The 18,592-nt window shown below is 30.9% G+C and carries 16 protein-coding genes; 2 read left to right on the top strand and 14 right to left on the bottom strand.

From position 1 onward, the window contains the following. The 4 genes from BM549_RS07560 to BM549_RS07545 form a co-directional block, all read right to left on the bottom strand. Positions 1 to 624, bottom strand: coding sequence for a MarC family protein (locus tag BM549_RS07560; protein ID WP_290469718.1), 624 nt, complete (start codon positions 622 to 624; stop codon positions 1 to 3). Between the two features lie 93 nt (positions 625 to 717). Beyond that, positions 718 to 2,499: a cytochrome c peroxidase gene (locus BM549_RS07555; RefSeq protein WP_290469717.1), complete on the bottom strand. Its 1,782-nt coding sequence runs from the start codon at positions 2,497 to 2,499 to the stop codon at positions 718 to 720. Position 2,500: 1 nt separating this feature from the next. Beyond that, on the bottom strand, positions 2,501 to 3,952 hold the full coding sequence (locus BM549_RS07550) for an alkaline phosphatase PhoX (RefSeq protein WP_290469716.1): 1,452 nt from the start codon (positions 3,950 to 3,952) through the stop codon (positions 2,501 to 2,503). Positions 3,953 to 4,087: 135 nt separating this feature from the next. Beyond that, the gene (locus BM549_RS07545; protein ID WP_290469715.1) at positions 4,088 to 5,857 is read right to left on the bottom strand and encodes an ABC transporter ATP-binding protein; all 1,770 of its coding nucleotides are present in this window, start codon (positions 5,855 to 5,857) and stop codon (positions 4,088 to 4,090) included. A 120-nt stretch (positions 5,858 to 5,977) separates the two neighbouring features. Here BM549_RS07545 and BM549_RS07540 point away from each other — a divergent pair, with 120 nt between their 5' ends. Further along, positions 5,978 to 7,189: a multidrug effflux MFS transporter gene (locus BM549_RS07540; RefSeq protein ID WP_290469714.1), complete on the top strand. Its 1,212-nt coding sequence runs from the start codon at positions 5,978 to 5,980 to the stop codon at positions 7,187 to 7,189. Positions 7,190 to 7,208: 19 nt separating this feature from the next. On the opposite strand, the gene BM549_RS07535 is transcribed toward BM549_RS07540, so the two are convergent. Continuing rightward, a complete protein-coding gene (locus tag BM549_RS07535; RefSeq protein WP_290469713.1) occupies positions 7,209 to 8,276 on the bottom strand; it encodes a proline iminopeptidase-family hydrolase in 1,068 nt (355 codons plus the stop codon). Positions 8,277 to 8,378: 102 nt separating this feature from the next. Beyond that, positions 8,379 to 8,564, bottom strand: coding sequence for a CsbD family protein (locus BM549_RS07530; RefSeq protein ID WP_290469712.1), 186 nt, complete (start codon positions 8,562 to 8,564; stop codon positions 8,379 to 8,381). A gap of 202 nt (positions 8,565 to 8,766) precedes the next feature. Here BM549_RS07530 and BM549_RS07525 point away from each other — a divergent pair, with 202 nt between their 5' ends. Further along, positions 8,767 to 10,074: a patatin-like phospholipase family protein gene (locus tag BM549_RS07525; protein WP_290469711.1), complete on the top strand. Its 1,308-nt coding sequence runs from the start codon at positions 8,767 to 8,769 to the stop codon at positions 10,072 to 10,074. On the opposite strand, the gene BM549_RS07520 is transcribed toward BM549_RS07525, so the two are convergent. From BM549_RS07520 to BM549_RS07485, 8 genes are all read right to left on the bottom strand, one after another. Then, positions 10,067 to 10,801: an acyl-CoA desaturase gene (locus tag BM549_RS07520; protein WP_290469710.1), complete on the bottom strand. Its 735-nt coding sequence runs from the start codon at positions 10,799 to 10,801 to the stop codon at positions 10,067 to 10,069. The two genes, BM549_RS07525 and BM549_RS07520, sit on opposite strands and share 8 nt — an antisense overlap. Positions 10,802 to 10,861: 60 nt before the next feature. Then, positions 10,862 to 11,434 (bottom strand): Crp/Fnr family transcriptional regulator, encoded by a 573-nt coding sequence (locus tag BM549_RS07515; RefSeq protein WP_290469709.1) that lies wholly within the window; start codon positions 11,432 to 11,434, stop codon positions 10,862 to 10,864. A 108-nt stretch (positions 11,435 to 11,542) separates the two neighbouring features. Beyond that, entirely contained in the window at positions 11,543 to 12,103 is a 561-nt protein-coding gene (locus BM549_RS07510; RefSeq protein ID WP_290469708.1) for a YceI family protein, read from the bottom strand. A 96-nt stretch (positions 12,104 to 12,199) separates the two neighbouring features. Continuing rightward, positions 12,200 to 12,784, bottom strand: coding sequence for a Crp/Fnr family transcriptional regulator (locus BM549_RS07505; RefSeq protein WP_290469707.1), 585 nt, complete (start codon positions 12,782 to 12,784; stop codon positions 12,200 to 12,202). 89 nt (positions 12,785 to 12,873) lie between these two features. After that, the gene (locus BM549_RS07500; RefSeq protein WP_290469706.1) at positions 12,874 to 14,583 is read right to left on the bottom strand and encodes a serine hydrolase; all 1,710 of its coding nucleotides are present in this window, start codon (positions 14,581 to 14,583) and stop codon (positions 12,874 to 12,876) included. Positions 14,584 to 14,640: 57 nt separating this feature from the next. Beyond that, positions 14,641 to 16,548 carry an acetate--CoA ligase gene (gene acs, locus BM549_RS07495; RefSeq protein WP_290469705.1) on the bottom strand — a complete coding sequence of 636 codons (1,908 nt, stop codon included), beginning with the start codon at positions 16,546 to 16,548 and terminating at the stop codon, positions 14,641 to 14,643. Positions 16,549 to 16,584: 36 nt separating this feature from the next. Continuing rightward, on the bottom strand, positions 16,585 to 16,941 hold the full coding sequence (locus BM549_RS07490; RefSeq protein WP_290469704.1) for a DUF779 domain-containing protein: 357 nt from the start codon (positions 16,939 to 16,941) through the stop codon (positions 16,585 to 16,587). Positions 16,942 to 17,012: 71 nt separating this feature from the next. Then, complete coding sequence (locus tag BM549_RS07485) at positions 17,013 to 18,512, bottom strand: aldehyde dehydrogenase family protein (RefSeq protein WP_290469703.1); 1,500 nt, start codon at positions 18,510 to 18,512, stop codon at positions 17,013 to 17,015. Positions 18,513 to 18,592 lie beyond the last annotated feature (80 nt).

Here is an 18,592-nt window from a genome sequence, read left to right as displayed (position 1 = left end):
TTACAACCCAAGTACAGAAACTACAGAGGCTATAATATATTCTACACCAATAGCAATTACAATAAAACCTATAATTCTTGATAAGGCATTTATACCAGAAGCACCTAAAAACTTCACTATAAAATGTGCACTTTTTAATACCAAATAAATAGTTAGCGCTGCAGTAAATAAAGCACCAACTATTATACAAATATCTTGTGTTAATTGAAACTCTTGATTATACGTAATTAGTAAAGAAATAGTTCCAGGACCAGCAAGCATAGGTATTGCTAAAGGTGTTAAGCTTATTGCTTCACGACTATGTATATCTTCTTGTACTTTTTGGCGTTTCATACCTTTATGTTCACGAAATTTACCAGTAAGTAAAGCAAATCCAGATGATGCAATAATTAAACCTCCAGCAATTTTTAATGCGTTTAAACTTATGCCAAAAAAAGATAAAATATACTTACCAGCAAAAAAGGATAGTAATAGAATAACAAGCACATCTACAGCAGTCCAGAAAGCCGTAACTGCACGTTCTTTTTTAGTATGTTCAAGCGTTAAGCCTACAAATACAGGTACGGTTCCTAACGGGTTCATTATTGAAAATAAAGCGCCAAAAGCAATTAAATATAACTCCATTGTTTTTTCGACAAAGAGATTATTTTTATCATTAAAAAAGGTTAATTTAAATTGAATAAATACTTAGTAAAACATCAATAAAATTTACATTTTCTATTCATCATTTAACGTTTTCATAAAGTTTACAACGTCTTTAATTTCAGAGTTAGATAAGTTTAAACTATCGCTAGGTAAAGTTTGATATTCTAAATCTAAACCTAAGCCACTTCCTCCACCATTATTATAAAAAACAACAACCTCATCTAAAGTATTATAAACGCCATTATGCATGTATGGTGCAGTTTTTTCAATATTTCTAATTGTTGGTGTTTTAAAAAAGAATTTACGCTCTTTAGTATTAAAAACATTGTAACGTCCTAAATCTGGACTAACTTTTGGTTTCATTTTAGTTGAATTTGGCACACCAATTAATTCCATTTCACTCTCGGTAAAATTTGGAGGAACTGTACCATTAAAAACTGGTGCAAAATGGCAGGTTGCACATTTACCTTTACCGTTAAAAATATTAAATCCGTTAATCTCGCTTTTGGTTAATGATTGTTCTAGGTTATTTATATTTCTATCGAATTTAGAATTGAATGTATTTAAACTACGAATGTAAGTTGCTATCGCATGTCTTATTTCTCTATCGGAAATTTTACCATAATACTCATTAAAAGCCGACACATATTTAGGATTTTTTAAAACGGCATTAGTAATCGTTTTTAAATCTGAATGAAACTCGTCTTTATTATCAATTACACTTACAATTTGACCTTCTAAACTTCCCGCACGACCATCGTAAAAAAAACTCTTTTGAAGTGCCGCATAAGCAACAGTTGGTGTGTTTCTGGTTTGTTTTTTAAAAGTTTTAAAACCATCTGTAAATGCTTTTTCTTTTACATGGCATGTTGCACAACTTATCTCTTGGGAAGTAGATAAATTTTTATCATTAAAAAGCAGTTGTCCTAACGCGGCCTTTTCTACTACTTTATGATCTTGTTTATTACTGTCTGAAAAATAATTTAAATTAAATGTTTCATTAGAAAACAAAGATGTCATATTATTTATAAAAGCCAGTTCAAAAGGAAAGTTAACACTCCAATCGTTTTGTGTTTCTACTAATAAGCGAAGCTGTTTGTTTGTATGGTTTTTAATAAAATTGTACCTATCAAACGTATTAAAATCTGCATTTAAAATCGCTATAGTTTCAGCAATTTCTGTATTCCAATTTTTTACTAGGTTTTGGTTTTTAAAATTACTTTTAAATACATTAAGAATATCTTGTATTGTTTTATAGGCTATTTGTGCTTCAAATAAAGAGTTTTCAAGAACAGGTGAATCAAAACCTGTAATACCTGTTAAAGCTACACGGGCAATTTCATCTCTAATTAACCAAATTACATGGTGGTTTTTAAGCTTTAAACTTGTGTTTTTAAGTACTAAATTTAAGCGATTTTTAGTTGCTTTTGCAGTGGTTTTAATTGTTTCTAAATCTACGTCATCATCAAAAAGCATTTCTTCTAACACTTGAAATCCTTTTGGATTATTTATTTTAATATCTGTAGCGTCTTCTTCTTCTATTTTTAGAATATTTGGTGCATTTAAAAACTTGTAGTTAGCCTTATCTACGAATGCTAAAATAGGTTCTAAGCTTTTAAATGCAGAACGCGCTAATTTATAGGCTTTTATTCCCTGAGTTTTATTTTTAGCAACTTCTAAAGCCTCTAAGTGCTTAATACATGTTTGTAAACCAGACTTGTAATTAGATTGTAATATTAAAACAGGATCGCTTTCGTAAGTTTCTTGTTTTTGTTTACAGCCTAAAAGTAAAACTAAAAACAAACACGCACTTAAAGTGCGTGTTATGTTTAAATTTAAATAAATTGAAAACATTTTATCTTTCTAAACCGTTTATAGTAAAAATCATACTTCCTTCTCCTGTTGTTGGTGATGGATTTGCTGCAGGATCTGTAAAGTTACCTTGCCAACCATGGTTTTGTGTTATTAATAAAAACGTGTCATCTATTCCTACAGTTTCAGAGATATCAATCATACCTGTTAATTCCCAAGTACTACTAGTTGTACCATAGCCTTGAGTTTCTGCTAAATCTTGATCTGCTTCTAAAACGGTTTTAAATGTACCATCGTTTAAATTATATTGGTATAAACGTGCGTAATGCATTTTATCTGCATTATCAAAATAACCATTTGGGTCTTCTTGAATGTAAGCATAATTTTCTGTAACTAAAATGTTATCTGGACTGTGGAAAGCTTTTGCTTTACCACTTTCTAAATCACCATCTAATACACAAGTAATTGTTCCAGCTCCAGATGGATCATTTTCATTTAATGTAACTTTATAAATACGACCATAGGTTGTTCCTTTTCCAACTAATCCTGGTTTTTTTCTTCCTGTAACACAAAAATAAATCTCTCTGTTATTTGCTGCAGAACCTCTTCTCCAATCGATATCTTCTAAACGAGAAAAGCCCATTGCGCCTTTTGTTTTAGCTTCGGTATCTAACATTGTAATTTCAGTTTCTTCTAAAGGCACAAAATCTATATTATACGTTTGTCCTTCTTGCATATCTACTTCAAAATCTATTGCTGTATCTGTTACACGTAAAGCATATAATTGACCGCCATATAAATCACCACGATTACCAACATACATTCCTAATTGTCCTGATGGTGTTTCGTTATCTGAATGGTCATCGCCAATAAAAACAACAGTTTTGTCTTGGTAAGCATCTTTACCAATAACTACAGCATTTTCTGTAGACCATTGTCCTAATGCTGGTAATAATTGAGCATAAGATGCGTTTCCAGAACTTCTAAAAGGATCTGTTGCAAAAACACCTTTACTTGCTCCACCCCATTCACCACCAGATAAATATAGTGGTCCAAAACCGTGCTCTTCTTGTGTTACTAAAGAACCTGAACATTGTGCTGTTGCAGCTGTTGCTGTAGCGTTTAATATATATTCTCCTGCAACTGGCTTGAAAGTTTCATCTAATTCAATTCTAGCAATAGAAAAATCTGCTTCTATATTATTAATTAAAGTAAATGTACCATTATCATTTTTTATTAATCCAGCACCATCTGCCATAGAACCGTAAACGAAATTTGGTGTTTGTTCTAATTGATCTTCAGATGTCATTAATGGATATACATTAATGTTACTAAATTCTGGGCTTACTTTTAATAAAGTAGGTGTTGTAGAATGTGCTTTTAATTCTACAGGATTCGAGTTCTCTACTATAGCTGCATTGTCATCATCATTTTTACATGCTGCTAAGGCTAAAAAACTTAATCCAATTGCGGTTACTTTTAAGTAATTTTTCATTGTGTTTTTGGTTTGTTAAATTGATTTCGTAAAGCAACCAATTAAACATTAACACAATGTTTATTAAAAAATATGTAATTATTAAGGTAAGTTTATGTGAATGTTAAATGTAAAACTAAAGTAAAAATAATGTTTCTAAATCTTTGCTTGATAGGTATACAAATCAAAATAACGTCCTTGTGATGCTATTAACTCATCATGATTTCCACGCTCTGCGATTTTTCCGTTTTCAATAACTAAAATTTGATCTGCTTTGCGAATTGTACTTAATCTATGTGCAATAACAATTGTAGTTCTGTTTTTTGTTAACTGTGCTAAACTTTTTTGAATTAAAGCTTCACTTTCTGTATCTAAATTTGAGGTTGCCTCGTCTAAAATAATAATTTTAGGATCTGCTAAAATAGCTCTAGCAATGGCTATACGCTGTCTTTGTCCTCCAGAAAGCTTTACGCCTCTTTCTCCTATTAAAGTTTCTAAACCATTTTCAAAACGGTCTGTAAACTCATTTACATAAGCCGCTTTTACTGCTGCTTGTAATTGAGCTTCTGTAGCGTTTGGCCTAGGAAACATAATGTTTTCTTTAATAGTACCTTCAAACAAAAATTCGTCTTGTAATACTACACCTAAATGTTGCCTAAAACTATTTAATTTTACTTTAGATAAATCCCTACCGTCTATAGTAATTTTTCCAGATTTAGGATTTAAAAATGTAGCCGATAATCCTGCTATTGTAGATTTTCCTGAACCAGAACTTCCTACTAATGCAATTACAGATCCTGATGGTGCTTTAAAATCTATATTATGCAATACAGGTTTATTATCTTCATATTCAAACGAGACGTTACTAAATTCTATTTCGCCTTTAAATTCTTGTAATTCTATGGTTCGGTTTTTATCGTCTTCTTCGGCTGCCATATTCATTAGCTCTTCAGTTCTATCTAAACCTGCTAAAGCTTCGGTTAATTGACTTCCTATGTTACTCATTTGTATTATTGGTGCAATCATGAAGCCTAAAACTAGAGTAAAAAATAGAAAATCACCTGTGGTCATTTCATTTTGAATCATATAATAACCACCAATGCCCATAATACCTGTAGTAGCAACACCTATTAAAAAGGTTGAAGAACTCGTCATTAAAGCCGTTGCTGTTAAACTCTTTTTTACGTTTTTATATAGTCGCTCAACACCTTTTTCAAAAGCAGAATTTTCTTGTTCTTCGGCATTAAAGGCTTTTATAACACGAACACCTGCTAGGGTTTCGGTTAAACGTCCTGTTACTTCGGCGTTAATTTTTCCTCTTGATCTAAAAATTGGTCTTATATATTTAAATGCTTTTAAAGCAATAACTCCAAAAATTGATAATGGAATAAACACAAAAAGCGTCATCCATGGATTTAGTTTTATTAATATTATTAATGATATAACAGCGGTAAATGTACCACCAACTAATTGTACTAAACCTGTACCTATTAAATTTCTAACGCCTTCAACATCTGTCATAATTCTAGATACTAACGCACCAGATTTAGTATTATCGAAAAAACTAATGGGTAACGATAATACCTTTTTTTGTACTTGAGCGCGTAACTCACTAATTAGGTATTGTGCTTGAACACTTAATATTTTTGTTAATAAAAACGAAGTTACCGCCTGTACTGTTATTGCTCCTATTACAATTGCTATTAAAATCCATAGTTTACTAGTATCGCCACTTGGTACAACCTCATCAAGCAGTACTTTACTTTGCCATGGTAATATTAAACCAGATAAACTTTTTATTACTATTAAAATTAAACCAATAAACACCAACTTACGTCTTGGCCAAATTATAGTTTTAAAAGCTTGAGCCATTGTAACTTTTGGTTTGGTTTTATTTTTATTTTCTGAAGTTTTATATGATCGCATATCTACAATTTATCTTGCAAAGATACGCTTGTAAACATTATACGTTTTACATTGAAAAATTAATGTTTTGTTAATTCATTTTTTAGTTTGAAAAGCTCCTTACAATTACCTTACTTTTGCATGATGCAAAAACAAGCGCCAATAAAAACCGAATTTATAGCATTAATGGCTGCATTAATGTCTTTAGTTGCTCTAACTATTGATGCCTTACTTCCTGCTTTACCAGAGATTGGTAATAGTCTAGGAGTTACAAATCCTGAAAACAACCAACTTTTAATTACCATGATTTTTCTTGGTATTGGTTGCGGTCAATTAGTTTTTGGTCCATTGTCTGACAGTTTTGGGAGAAAACCAATGGTTTACATTGGTTTTGTAATTTTTGCTATTGCTAGTTTTATTTGTGTAACTACAGAGAGTTTTGAAATGATGATTTTAGGACGCATACTGCAAGGTGTTGGCTTATCATCACCACGAACTATATCTATTGCAATGATTAGAGATACTTACAGTGGCGATTATATGGCAAAAGTACTATCTATAGTTGTTATGTTTTTTATTTTGGTTCCTGTAATTGCTCCTACTTTTGGTCAGTTTTTATTAAATTTCTCTAATTGGAAAGCTATTTTTAATGTTAATTTAATAATTGGTGTTTTAATTATTTTTTGGTTTTGGAAACGCCAACCAGAAACCTTAGCTAAACATAATACTATTAAATTTTCTCCAAGAATATTTATTACAGGCACAAAAGAATTTTTAAAATTTAAGCCTGCAATTGCTTTTACTTTAGCATCTGGATTTATTACTGGTTCTTTTATGGTTTATTTAAGTACCTCTCAACAAATTTTTCAAGAACAATATGGCTTAGGTGAATTATTCCCTTACTTTTTTGCAAGCACAGCTATTTCTGTTGGTTTATCTACATTTTTAAACAGTAGACTGGTTGTTAGGTTTGGATCTTTTAAACTTGCATCTGTGGCTGCATTTGCCTTTTTTGTAATTTCTGTACTATATGTGATTTTATTTGGGCAAGGTATAAATCCGCCTGTTGCAGTATTGCTAGGCTTTTTATTAGTACAATTTTTTGCTGTAGGTTTATTATTTGGAAACTTACGTTCTCTAGCCATGGAACCTTTAGGACATATTGCAGGAATTGGTGCTGCAATAAATGGTTTTGTTTCTACAGTTATGGCTGTACCAATTGCTAATTTTATTGGTAGTTATGTAAAAACTTCGGTATTACCTTTGTTTCTTGGCTTTATGGTTTTTGGTTTATTAACTGTACTTGTATTTGCTTATGTTAGGCGTATAAATGGTGTTGCAAAAACTGTTTAAAACTAAAAACTTATACGTACTAAATTGTGTTTTTAAAGCTACCATTATCTACACTTTTAATAAAGTTTATTAATCCTTTAAAAAATACTTTTTGATCGTCGAATTGAGACAAATGACTACCGTTTGGACATAGTAAAAAATCACCATTTTTAACTTCTGTACTAATCCACTCCATATGTTTTGGGTCCATTGTATCATGAGTTGCACCTATAGTTAATGTTGGTACAGTAATTTCTTTCAATCTGTTTTTTATATCCCAATTTTTTAGTGTTGCATTTCCTTTTATTCCAAATTCACTTGGACCTTGCATGGTGACATAAACTTCAGGATTTAAATGTTTAAAAGCTCTATTTATAGGTTCTGGCCATTTATCTACGGGCATTCTAATTACGTGTTCTGTATAGTAATTATTAACTATAAGGTCCATATATCTTGGGTTAGTATAATCTTCGGCATTTTCATATTTTAAAATTTCTTTTAAAACTTCAGGATCCATTTTTGGTGCTAAAACTTCATCACTATATTTTTGATATTCTGGAATTGATGCAACCATATTAGAAATTATTAATCCCTTTAAGTTTATTTGATATTTTAAAGCATATTGCATTCCTAAAATGCCTCCCCAACTTTGACCATAGAGATAAAAATTATCTTTATTTAGACCTAATGCAATGCGAACTTGTTCTACTTCTTCTACAAAACGGTCTAAATCCCAAAGTGACAAGTCTTTAGGTTGGTCACTATAGTAAGAGCCTAATTGGTCGTAATAATAATACTCTATATTTTCTTGTGGAAAGTAGCCATCAAAACATTCGTAAATTTCATGTGTCATTCCTGGTCCTCCATGTAAAAGTAAAACTTTCATTGTTGGGTTGTTACCTACACGTTTAGTCCATACATTAAAAGTTCCTTTTGGTGTGTTAATAGGAATCATTTTTATTCCTCCTAAATATTGATCGCTTTCTTTTGGCTCTAAGTAAAGTGCAGCATCATTAGTTTGTACTTCAGTTTTTAGAGTCTTATTTTCAGTTTTACAGCTAAATAAAATAACTAATAATAAACTCAAATAAATGGCTTTCGTTTTCATTTTATAGAATATTAGGATAGTAAGTTAAGAAAAAGTTTTTTTCAAAAAAAAACGCTTTTAAATATAAATTTAAAAGCGCGGCTGCTATGTAATCAAACTAACTTACCAGTTGTTGATTTCTTCTTTTATTTCTTCCTTGGTTTTGCCGTATTTCTCTTGAATTTTACCAGCCAATTTATCTAAATTTCCTTCGGCTTCTTTGTATTCATCGTCTGTGACTTTACCATATTTTTGTTTAAAATCACCTTTTATCTGTTTCCACTTTCCTTTAAATTGTTCTTCGTTCATAATATTTTGTTTTTTATTTACTTTAAAATTAAGTATTTAATAAATTACTGGTTAATGCATTTAATGTAAAAATTGGCTCATTTCAAATTTCATTCTTTCTTAAAGATTAATTTACAAATAGAATAGTATTTTTATACACAGTTACATTGCTTACTCATAATTTACTCAATTTCAATATGCATTTACACATGCATAAACATATATGAAAAACAAACAAAAAATAGGATTAAGTCTTTCTGGTGGTGGTTATCGGGCTACTATATATCATTTAGGAACTTTTAAAAAGTTAAAAGAATTAAACCTTTTAGATAAGATTGATGTTATTTCTACTAATTCTGGAGGCTCTATTACTGGTGCTACTTATGGATTATACGAGCACGATTTTGAGACTTTTGAACGTGTAATTAGAAATGGAGTAAAACAAAGTGTTATAAAAGGTGTATTAACATCATGGCGTATTTTACTTACGCTTTTTGCTTTTTTTGCAAGTATGGTTGCTGTATTCTATTTGCTTTACACAAACCATAACTGGTATGCATTAAGCTTATTAATTTTTGTAGTAGTTATGATGCTTTTATTTCAGTTTCAGTTGTTACCTATTAGTAAATTAAACGAGCGCATGTACAATCGTATTTTTTTTAAAGGAAAAACCTTGTCTGCTTTATCTTCAAATATACGGTTTGGTATAAATGCTACAAATTTAGAAACTGGTCGTTTATTTACTTTTTCTAATGCCTATATGGGCGATTCGGTTTATAATTATCCAGATGATGAGGATAAAACAGAACCTATTCATTTTAACGCAAAAAATTTTCCAATAGCTCGTGCTGTCGCGGCTTCTACCGCTGTACCATTTGTTTTTACACCTGTAAAAATAGACAAGCAGTTTTTTAGTAATCCCGAAGATTTTAATCGTGTAAAACCTCGATTAGTAGATGGTGGCGTTTACGATAATCAAGGCGCACATAAACTTACTCAAACAAAAAGTGCTTATGGTTGTAATACTGTAATTATTAGCGATGCTGGTAACATAATGCCTTTTAAAAACACTTATAAAAACACACTTACTTTACTTATAAGAACGAGTGATGTTTTTATGAATAGAATTAAAAACCTGCAAATGGTTCAATATTTATATGAAAACCACAAAACTGGCAAGCGCGAAATTGCTTATCAATCGCTTGGTTGGAATATTGAAGATTCTATAAAAAAATTTATTGATGGCGTTAAAGAAGGCACTATTATGCCTCACGTTTTAAACCACCACAATATTACTGAAGATGATATTACTAGTAAAAACTGGAAACTAATTAAACAAAAATTAAAATTGAGTATAGATTATAACTCAATTATAAAAGATATTAATACTACCGAAGCACTAGAGGTAGCAAGAAAAGTAAGCACCAACTTAACACCTTTAAAAGACAACCAAATTGATGCTCTTGTAAAACATGCATCTGTTTTAACCGAAATACAAGTAAAATTGTATTGTGTTAGTTTATTTAAATAGCAGCTTTTTTAAGCTTAATAATTTTAAGCTTATCTAAAACTACCATTATACAGTATGTAAAATCTATTTCGTGCCACTTTACTCCAAAATTAGCACGACCACTATGTGTGTGGTGATTGTTATGGTAACTTTCTCCCATCATTAAAAAATCGAACGGTAATAGGTTTTTAGAAGTATCTTTTACTTTAAAATTTGTGTAACCATAAATATGTGCAAACCAATTAATTATAACACCATGAATTGGCGCCATAAAAAATGCTACTGGCAATAATAACCATTGCCACCATGCCGTAGCAAATAGTGCAAAAAAAGTAATATATAACGCAGCCCATGTTAAGCGTGATGCTCGTGAGCTTGCAAATTGGTCAAAACGTTTCCATTGTGGTACGTTTTTGGTAAACTTATCTGCAACCGCAATTCGTTTTTTATTTATGTCTTGATAAATATTTTTTGTTCGCCACATCATAGAAAATAAATTAGGATCGTATTTTGGCGAATGTGGATCGTTTTCTGTATCGGCATAAGCATGATGCATTCTATGCATTACACCATAACCATATGCACTTAAATAGTTACTTCCTTGAAAAACCCATGTTAATACAAAGCAAACACGCTCTGTAATTTTAGACATAGTAAAGGTTTGATGTGCTGCGTAACGGTGTAAAAAAAATGTTTGAAAAAATAAACCTGTGTACCACAGTATTATTATAAATATTAAAATAGTCATAGTCTTTGCTTTAATTTTGCAAAGTTCTATATACTTAAGGCTAATTAAAATGAACCTAAGTTAAGAAATACGTTTTCTAATTCTACTTAAAGCTTGCGCTGTAACGCCAATATACGAGGCTACATACTTTAAAGGTATTTCTTTAATTAAGTTAGGTCGTTCTGTAAATAATTTAAGGTAACGTTCTTCTGCTGTGTGATTTAAAAGGGATTGTTCTCGTTTAGATTTTATAAGAAATAAACGCTCTGAAGATAGGCGACCAATAACATTTCCTGCAAAACTTTTCTCGTAAACCTCTTGCAAATCGTTATACGAAATACTCCACATAGAAATATCAGACAATGCTTGTAACTTATATAATGAAGGTTTTTGCGTTAAAAAAGAATCGTAAGCACTTACAAATTCATTTTTAAAACAGAAACCAAAAGTGATGTCTTTATCTTTATCTTCTTTAGGAATTAAAAATCTTGCAATACCACTTTCTATAAAAGATATATAGTTTTCTGTCTCGCCAACATCTAGAATAGTACTTTTTTTCTTAAAGACTCTATTCTTTAACTTTGATGAAAATAGTTGCCAATCTTCATCTGAAATTGCTACCGTTTTTTCTATATACTCTCTAATGTTTTCCATTGTAAATTATTCCATACAAATAACGTTATTTTTTACACTATCCTTTCCATTTTTTATATAAAAAAACGTCCCTTTTCAAGGACGCTTTTAAAAATTAATTAATATAAATTAAAATTGTAAATCTGCTACTAAATCAAATTCGTCGTATATAGCTTTATCTTTTAAACCATCGAAAAAGCTTGCAGAGCCATACTTTACGTCAAATTTTGTTCTGTCTACTTTTAACGTTGCTGTTGCTTTACTTCCATAAACAGATATTATTACTGTTACGGGATTTGTTTTATCTTTAATAGTTAAATCTCCTGTAACACTATAAGAGTTCTTTCCTGTTACCTTAACATTATTAAAAACAAGTTTTGCTGTTTTATAATTATTTACACCAAAAAAATCGTCAGACTTTAAGTGCCCATCTAATTGATTTTTATAATCTCCTTTTAAATCTGTAGTACTAATAGTGGCCATATCCATAACAAATGTTCCTCCAGTTAAAACCTCATCTTTAAAATCTAGACTACCCGATTGTAAATTAATTGTACCTTCATGAGATCCTGCTATTTTGTAACCTTTCCATACAACCTTACTCTCTGCTGTATTAATTGTTTTGTTTTGTGCCATAATTGTTGTTGTAAATGCTGCAAATGTTAGTATTGCTGTTAAAATTTTCTTCATTTTTTTTAGTATTAATATTAATACAGCAAAGATCTAACAACAACAAAACACAAAAAATAAACTGGTTTATTAAATAAAGTTAAACTAGATTAACATTTAATGTTCTAAAGAAATTTGACTTTTAATTTTACTTAAAAACTCTTTAGTTATACCCAAATAAGATGCTACCATATATTGTGGAATACGTTGTTCTATTTCTGGATAACTTTGCTTAAAAACTAAGTATCTTTCTTTAGCAGACATACTAAAATTTCTAACAATTCTATTTTGTGAAGCTACAAGTGCTTTTTCAATTATTTTTCGAAAAACCCGTTCTAACTTTGGAATTTTTTCAAATAACATTTCAATTGTATTAAAATGAAATTGAATGATTTCTGTATCTTCAAGACATTGCACATTAAAGTTTGAAGGTGTTTGAGAAATAAAACTACCAAGATCTGATGTCCACCAGTTTTTTATTGAAAAATTAATAATATGCTCCTGTCCATCATCATCAACAAAAAACATTTTTGTACAACCAGAAATTATAAAACATTCGGTTTTACTTACATCTCCTTGCTGTAAAATATACTGTCCTTTTAAATATTTCCTTGAAGTTAAATGACTCTTTAAAAAAGTTTTTTCATCTTCTGTTAAGGTTACATATTCACTAATATAAACCAAAAGTGGCTCTACATTCATTTTTAAAATTTAGTTACTTAACAAATATAAAAAAAGCCATTTTAAGAAATGGCTTTAATATATTTTTGCGTTTAAATAAGTGTAATAAGTTATTCAACTCTTTTTCCTGGCATAATTTGCCCGTTTTGATATAGCGTCATACTATCTACTTTTCCTTTATTATTAATATTAAACTCTACACGTGCTTCAACAACTTTTAAATAAAATTTATTATAGTCTGATGGGAAAATTTCAAATTTAGGCTGACCTGTTGCTTGTAAAAAAAGACGTCCATTATTTGTGGTTACTGTTATAAAAAAGGTTGGTGCCAATTGGTATTTACCTGTATAATTTTGCAACATCTCTTTACTTACGGTTACGTCTTCTATAGTAACATTTAAGCTTTTTAAAACATCTTTTGCATTAGTATTTGCAGGATTTAGCTCTAAAGATTTTTTATAATTTTGAATTGCCAAATCTTGTTCTCCCATTTTTAAATATAACTCTGCTAACGAGTCGTAAGGATTTGAAGCTTCAGGAAATTCTGCCACATTTAATTTAAAAATTTCTAAAGCAATATCATTTTTATTTTGTTCTATAAGTTGATAGCCTAATGTATTTAGTTGGTTTTCATCAAAATTATATGCGTTTGGATTTGATGATTTTGTAGACCTATATAAAGCTAAAGCTTTTTCAATACCGTTAGTTTCTATTTCTTTAATTATAAGTTTAGCTATTGATGGTTTTATAGGTTTTAATTGGTATGATGGCACCATTAATTTAATTGCAATAGCATCTACATTTTCGTTTGTATTGGTTAAAACTACAACACCTTTTTTACTGCCTTTGTCTATTGCAGACATTGCACAATAACCACCAGTAGCACCATTATGCATTAAAAATTTGCCATTCTCGATATGCCATGCTAATGCCATTTCGGTTTTTTGCTCCTCACTTTTAAATGAAGATTGATGAGCCAAAGCCATTGCATTATGTAATTTTGAATCTATAATATCACTATTTAAATTTGCTTGTAAATATTTAACCATATCGCTAGCTGTAGAACGAATTCCTCCTGCTCCACCAAGAGTAATAATATCCCAGTTTGATGTTTCAGTTAGTCCAGAATGACCTTTAGCTAATCTGTTTTTCATTGCTGGTGTAAATGCTAATCTGGTGTCATTCATTTGTAAAGGATTTGCTATATGTTCTATCACTAATTTCTCGTAAGATTTTCCGCTTTGCAACTCTAAAACATGCCCAAGTAAACCCATTCCTAGATTGGAATATTCGTAAAGTGAACCAATATCTCTAGTTAAAGTGTGCTTAGATAAAAAAGTATATAACTGCTCTTTAGTATAATCTGCAAATGGGTTTAAAGGATTTGAAGGTGAAAAATTATCTGGCATTCTTGGCAATGCAGATGTATGTGTTGCCAAATGCTTTAAAGTAATCTCTTGTCCGTTTCGTGTTGGAATGTTTACTGTTTTAGGTAAATATTTTGAAACAGGATCGTTTAAATTCATTTCTCCACTATTCACTTTTAAAGCTAAAAGTGTTGTGGTGAAGGTTTTAGAAATAGAACCAATTTCGAAAACTGTATTTTCATCTACTTCTTTTCCATTTTCTATTGCTGTTTTTCCAAAACTATAATATGTTACATTATCACCATTAATAAAGCCAACAACAATACTAGCATTAATTTGATTATCAATCCTAGATTGAATATTTTCTTTTACCTCTTTTGGTATATTGTCTTGCTGAGAAAAACCAACAAAACTTAATATAAAAAGACTAACAAATAATACTATTTTCCTCATGACTTTATATTTAAACTAACAATACAATTTAGACGCAGATTTATTTAAAATGTTACACTACAACACATTATCTATAATTTCTTGAACACATTCTGGATTTAATAAGGTACTAATATCTCCTAAATTATTTGATTCATTACTAGCTATTTTACGCAAAATACGACGCATAATTTTTCCGCTTCGGGTTTTTGGTAATCCATTAGTAAACTGAATTTTATCTAATTTAGCAATAGGTCCAATTTGATCTGTAATTAACTGGTTAATTTCTTTACGTAAATTATTTTGATCTCTACTTTCTCCAGTTTCTTTTAAAGTTACATAACCGTACAATGCACTTCCTTTAATATCATGTGGAAAACCTACTATTGCACTTTCGGCAACAGCTGGATGCTCATTTATGGCATCTTCAATTGGTGCAGTACCTAAATTGTGACCAGATACAATTATTACATCGTCTACTCTACCAGTAATTCTATAATATCCAACTTCGTCACGTAATGCACCATCGCCTGTAAAGTATTTGTTTTCAAAAGCCGAAAAATAAGTATCCTTATAACGCTGGTGGTTTCCCCAAATGGTTCTAGCCATACTTGGCCACGGATATTTTATACATAAACGACCATCAACTTGATTACCTTTTATTTCTTTACCGTGCTCATCCATTAATGCTGGTTGAATACCAATAAATGGTAATGTTGCATAAGTTGGTTTTGTTGGTGTTGCATAAGCTATTGGCGTAATCATAATGCCTCCAGTTTCGGTTTGCCACCACGTGTCTACAATTGGAGATTTACGTTTACCTACATTATCATCATACCAATGCCAAGCTTCTTCATTAATAGGTTCTCCAACTGTACCTAATACTTTTATTGAAGATAAATCGTATTTTTCTAAATGTTCTACACCTTCTTTTGCTAATGCACGAATAGCCGTTGGTGCTGTATAAAACTGATTCACTTTATGCTTTTCTATAATCTCCCAAAAACGACCAAAATCTGGATAACTTGGTACACCTTCAAACATTATAGTAGTAGCGCCATTACATAATGGTCCATAAATAATATAACTGTGTCCAGTAATCCATCCTATATCTGCCGTACACCAATACACATCTTTTTCACGATATTGAAATACATTTTTAAATGTATAAGCAGCATATACCATATAACCAGCAGTAGTATGTACCATACCTTTTGGTGTTCCTGTAGAGCCTGATGTATATAAAATAAATAATGGATCTTCTGCATCCATTACTTCAGCTTTTAATTGGTTTGAAGCTTCGTCTAAAAGTGGTTGTAACCATTGGTCACGACCAGCTTTCATTTTTACGTTAGAGTCGATACGTTTTGCAACTAATACTGTAGAAACATTTTCACATTCATTTAAAGCATCGTCCACAATCCCTTTTAAATCTATAGTTTTTGCACCACGATAAGAACCATCACTTGTAATAACAAGCTTACAATCACTATTATTTATTCGCGTTGCTAATGCTGAAGCTGAAAATCCTGCAAAAACCACAGAGTGTATTGCTCCTATTCTTGCACAAGCCAAAACTGAAACTGCTAATTCTGGTATCATTGGTAAATAAATACACACACGATCGCCTTTTTGTACACCTTGACTTTTTAAAACATTTGCAAATTTATTTACACGATGGTAAAGCGCTTTATAAGATATGTGTACCGCTGCTTCTTTAGGGTTATTAGGTTCAAATATTATGGCTGTTTTATCTCCTCTTGTTGCAAGGTGTCTGTCTATACAGTTTTCGGTAATATTTAACTTTGCTCCTTCAAACCATTTTACCTCTGGTTTAGTAAAGTCCCAACTTAAAACATTATCCCATTTTTTTCGCCATAGAAAATGCTCTTCGGCGATTTCTTCCCAAAAGTTTTCTGGTTCTCTAACTGATTTTCGATATACCTGGTAGTATTCTTCTAAGTGTTTTATGTGGTAATTACTCATATTTTATTAATTATTAGCTTTAGCAATTTAAGTTTTCTAACTGGCATTAAAAAATGCTTCTTCTTCTGGTGTTAATAGCCTAGATTTAATTAAAAAACGAAGTCCCAAAGGGATTTCTAACGAAAAACTTGCGCCTCGACCTTCAGTTACATCTACTGTTAAATGTGTATGTTTCCAATATTCAAATTGATCTTGACTCATATAAAAATTAACATCATTTAAGGTTCCTAAAAGTATATCACTTTCATCTAAATACATATCTTCTTTTTCAAGAATCATAGGTGCTGAACCATCACAACACCCACCGCTTTGATGAAATATTAATGTGTCGTGTTTCTGTTTTAATTGTTCTAATACTTTGGAAGCTTCTTCTGTAATTTCTACTCTTTTCATATTTTAAAGTTATTAAAAAAAGGCTGAATTATTAAAAAACTCAGCCTTTAATGCTTTTAAGTTCGTCGCTATTAAAAGAAACCTAATTTATTTTTATCGTAAGAGATTAGCATGTTTTTAGTTTGACGGTAATAATTAAGCATCATCACATGGTTTTCTCTACCAAATCCAGATTTTTTATAACCTCCAAATGGTGCATGCGCTGGGTATGCATGGTAACAATTTACCCAAACTCTACCAGCTTTAATCGCTCTTGGTATTTGGTATAATTGATGTGCATCACGCGTCCAAACGCCTGCTCCCAAACCGTAAAGCGTATCGTTAGCAATCTCTATTGCTTCAGCTTCATCTTTAAATTTTGTTACGCAAGCAACTGGTCCAAAAATTTCTTCTTGAAAAACTCTCATTTTATTATGTCCTTCTAAAATGGTTGGTTGAATATAAAAGCCATTAGCTAAATCACCTTCTAGTTTTTTAGCAGCGCCACCCGTTAAAACTTTTGCGCCTTCATCTTTACCTATTTTAAAATAAGACTGTATTTTTTCGTATTGATCATTAGATGCTTGAGCTCCTACCATTGTATTTACATCGTATGGATTGTCTTGTATAATTGCATTTGTACGTTTAATTACTCGCTCCATAAAAGCATCATAAATATCTTCTTGTACTAAAATTCGGGAAGGACATGTACATACTTCGCCTTGATTAAAAGCAAATAAAACTGCGCCTTCAATAGCTTTATCCAAATATTCATCATCATGATCCATTACAGAATTAAAGAACACATTAGGCGATTTACCACCTAACTCCATTGTAACAGGATTTAAGTTTTTAGAGGCGTATTGCATTATTAGTTGTCCTGTAGTTGTTTCGCCTGTAAATGCAACTTTATCTACTTTAGGACTTGAGGCCAATGGTTTACCTGCTTCTGGCCCAAAACCGTGTACAATATTTATTACACCTGGAGGAAATACATTGGCTATTTTTTCCATTAATAAGGTTGCAGATGATGGTGTTTGCTCAGCTGGCTTTAACACAACACAATTTCCTGTTACTAAAGCTGGAGGCAGTTTCCACGATAACATTAAAAGTGGAAAGTTCCACGGAATTATTTGTCCAACAACACCTAATGGTTCTTTAATATTCATAGACAATGTATGCTGGTCTAGCTCTGTTGCGCTACCTTCTTCAGAACGTATACAAGCAGCAAAATAACGCCAATGGTCTATAGCTAATGGAATATCTGCATTTAGGGTTTCACGAATAGGTTTTCCATTATCGCAGGTTTCTACTAATGCAAATTCTTCAAGGTTTTCTTCAATAATATCTGCTACTTTATTTAGCAAATTAGAACGTTCTGTAGCAGATGTATTTCCCCAAGCTTCTTTGGCTTTATTTGCTGCATCTAATGCTAGCTCAACATCTTCTTTTTGTGACCTTGGGTATTTTGCTATTAAACTATTATCTATTGGAGAGGTATTTTCAAAATATTGACCACCTATTGGATCTACAAATTTTCCATTAATAAAATTGCCATATTTCTCTTTAAACTTTGGTTTTGAATAACTCATACTTTTTATTATTTATTTATTAATTATATATTTTAAACACTCAAAAAATGTATTATATTTATTTTTGATAAAGTTATTTT

The organism is Lacinutrix sp. MedPE-SW, from assembly GCF_001874145.1.
Lineage (GTDB): Bacteria > Bacteroidota > Bacteroidia > Flavobacteriales > Flavobacteriaceae > Lacinutrix.
The sequence above is the reverse complement of the archived record's forward strand: the minus strand, read 5'-3'. Positions and strand labels throughout refer to the sequence as shown.

What these genes read in the sequence shown, in the direction of transcription:
- acs (WP_290469705.1), bottom strand. Translation starts at nt 16,548, where the DNA reads ATGAGTAATTACCACATAAAACACTTAGAAGAATACTACCAGGTATAT.
- BM549_RS07485 (WP_290469703.1), bottom strand. Translation starts at nt 18,512, where the DNA reads ATGAGTTATTCAAAACCAAAGTTTAAAGAGAAATATGGCAATTTTATT.
- BM549_RS07510 (WP_290469708.1), bottom strand. Translation starts at nt 12,103, where the DNA reads ATGAAGAAAATTTTAACAGCAATACTAACATTTGCAGCATTTACAACA.
- BM549_RS07525 (WP_290469711.1), top strand. Translation starts at nt 8,767, where the DNA reads ATGAAAAACAAACAAAAAATAGGATTAAGTCTTTCTGGTGGTGGTTAT.
- BM549_RS07505 (WP_290469707.1), bottom strand. Translation starts at nt 12,784, where the DNA reads ATGAATGTAGAGCCACTTTTGGTTTATATTAGTGAATATGTAACCTTA.
- BM549_RS07530 (WP_290469712.1), bottom strand. Translation starts at nt 8,564, where the DNA reads ATGAACGAAGAACAATTTAAAGGAAAGTGGAAACAGATAAAAGGTGAT.
- BM549_RS07520 (WP_290469710.1), bottom strand. Translation starts at nt 10,801, where the DNA reads ATGACTATTTTAATATTTATAATAATACTGTGGTACACAGGTTTATTT.
- BM549_RS07545 (WP_290469715.1), bottom strand. Translation starts at nt 5,857, where the DNA reads ATGCGATCATATAAAACTTCAGAAAATAAAAATAAAACCAAACCAAAA.
- BM549_RS07555 (WP_290469717.1), bottom strand. Translation starts at nt 2,499, where the DNA reads ATGTTTTCAATTTATTTAAATTTAAACATAACACGCACTTTAAGTGCG.
- BM549_RS07515 (WP_290469709.1), bottom strand. Translation starts at nt 11,434, where the DNA reads ATGGAAAACATTAGAGAGTATATAGAAAAAACGGTAGCAATTTCAGAT.
- BM549_RS07490 (WP_290469704.1), bottom strand. Translation starts at nt 16,941, where the DNA reads ATGAAAAGAGTAGAAATTACAGAAGAAGCTTCCAAAGTATTAGAACAA.
- BM549_RS07550 (WP_290469716.1), bottom strand. Translation starts at nt 3,952, where the DNA reads ATGAAAAATTACTTAAAAGTAACCGCAATTGGATTAAGTTTTTTAGCC.
- BM549_RS07560 (WP_290469718.1), bottom strand. Translation starts at nt 624, where the DNA reads ATGGAGTTATATTTAATTGCTTTTGGCGCTTTATTTTCAATAATGAAC.
- BM549_RS07500 (WP_290469706.1), bottom strand. Translation starts at nt 14,583, where the DNA reads ATGAGGAAAATAGTATTATTTGTTAGTCTTTTTATATTAAGTTTTGTT.
- BM549_RS07540 (WP_290469714.1), top strand. Translation starts at nt 5,978, where the DNA reads ATGATGCAAAAACAAGCGCCAATAAAAACCGAATTTATAGCATTAATG.
- BM549_RS07535 (WP_290469713.1), bottom strand. Translation starts at nt 8,276, where the DNA reads ATGAAAACGAAAGCCATTTATTTGAGTTTATTATTAGTTATTTTATTT.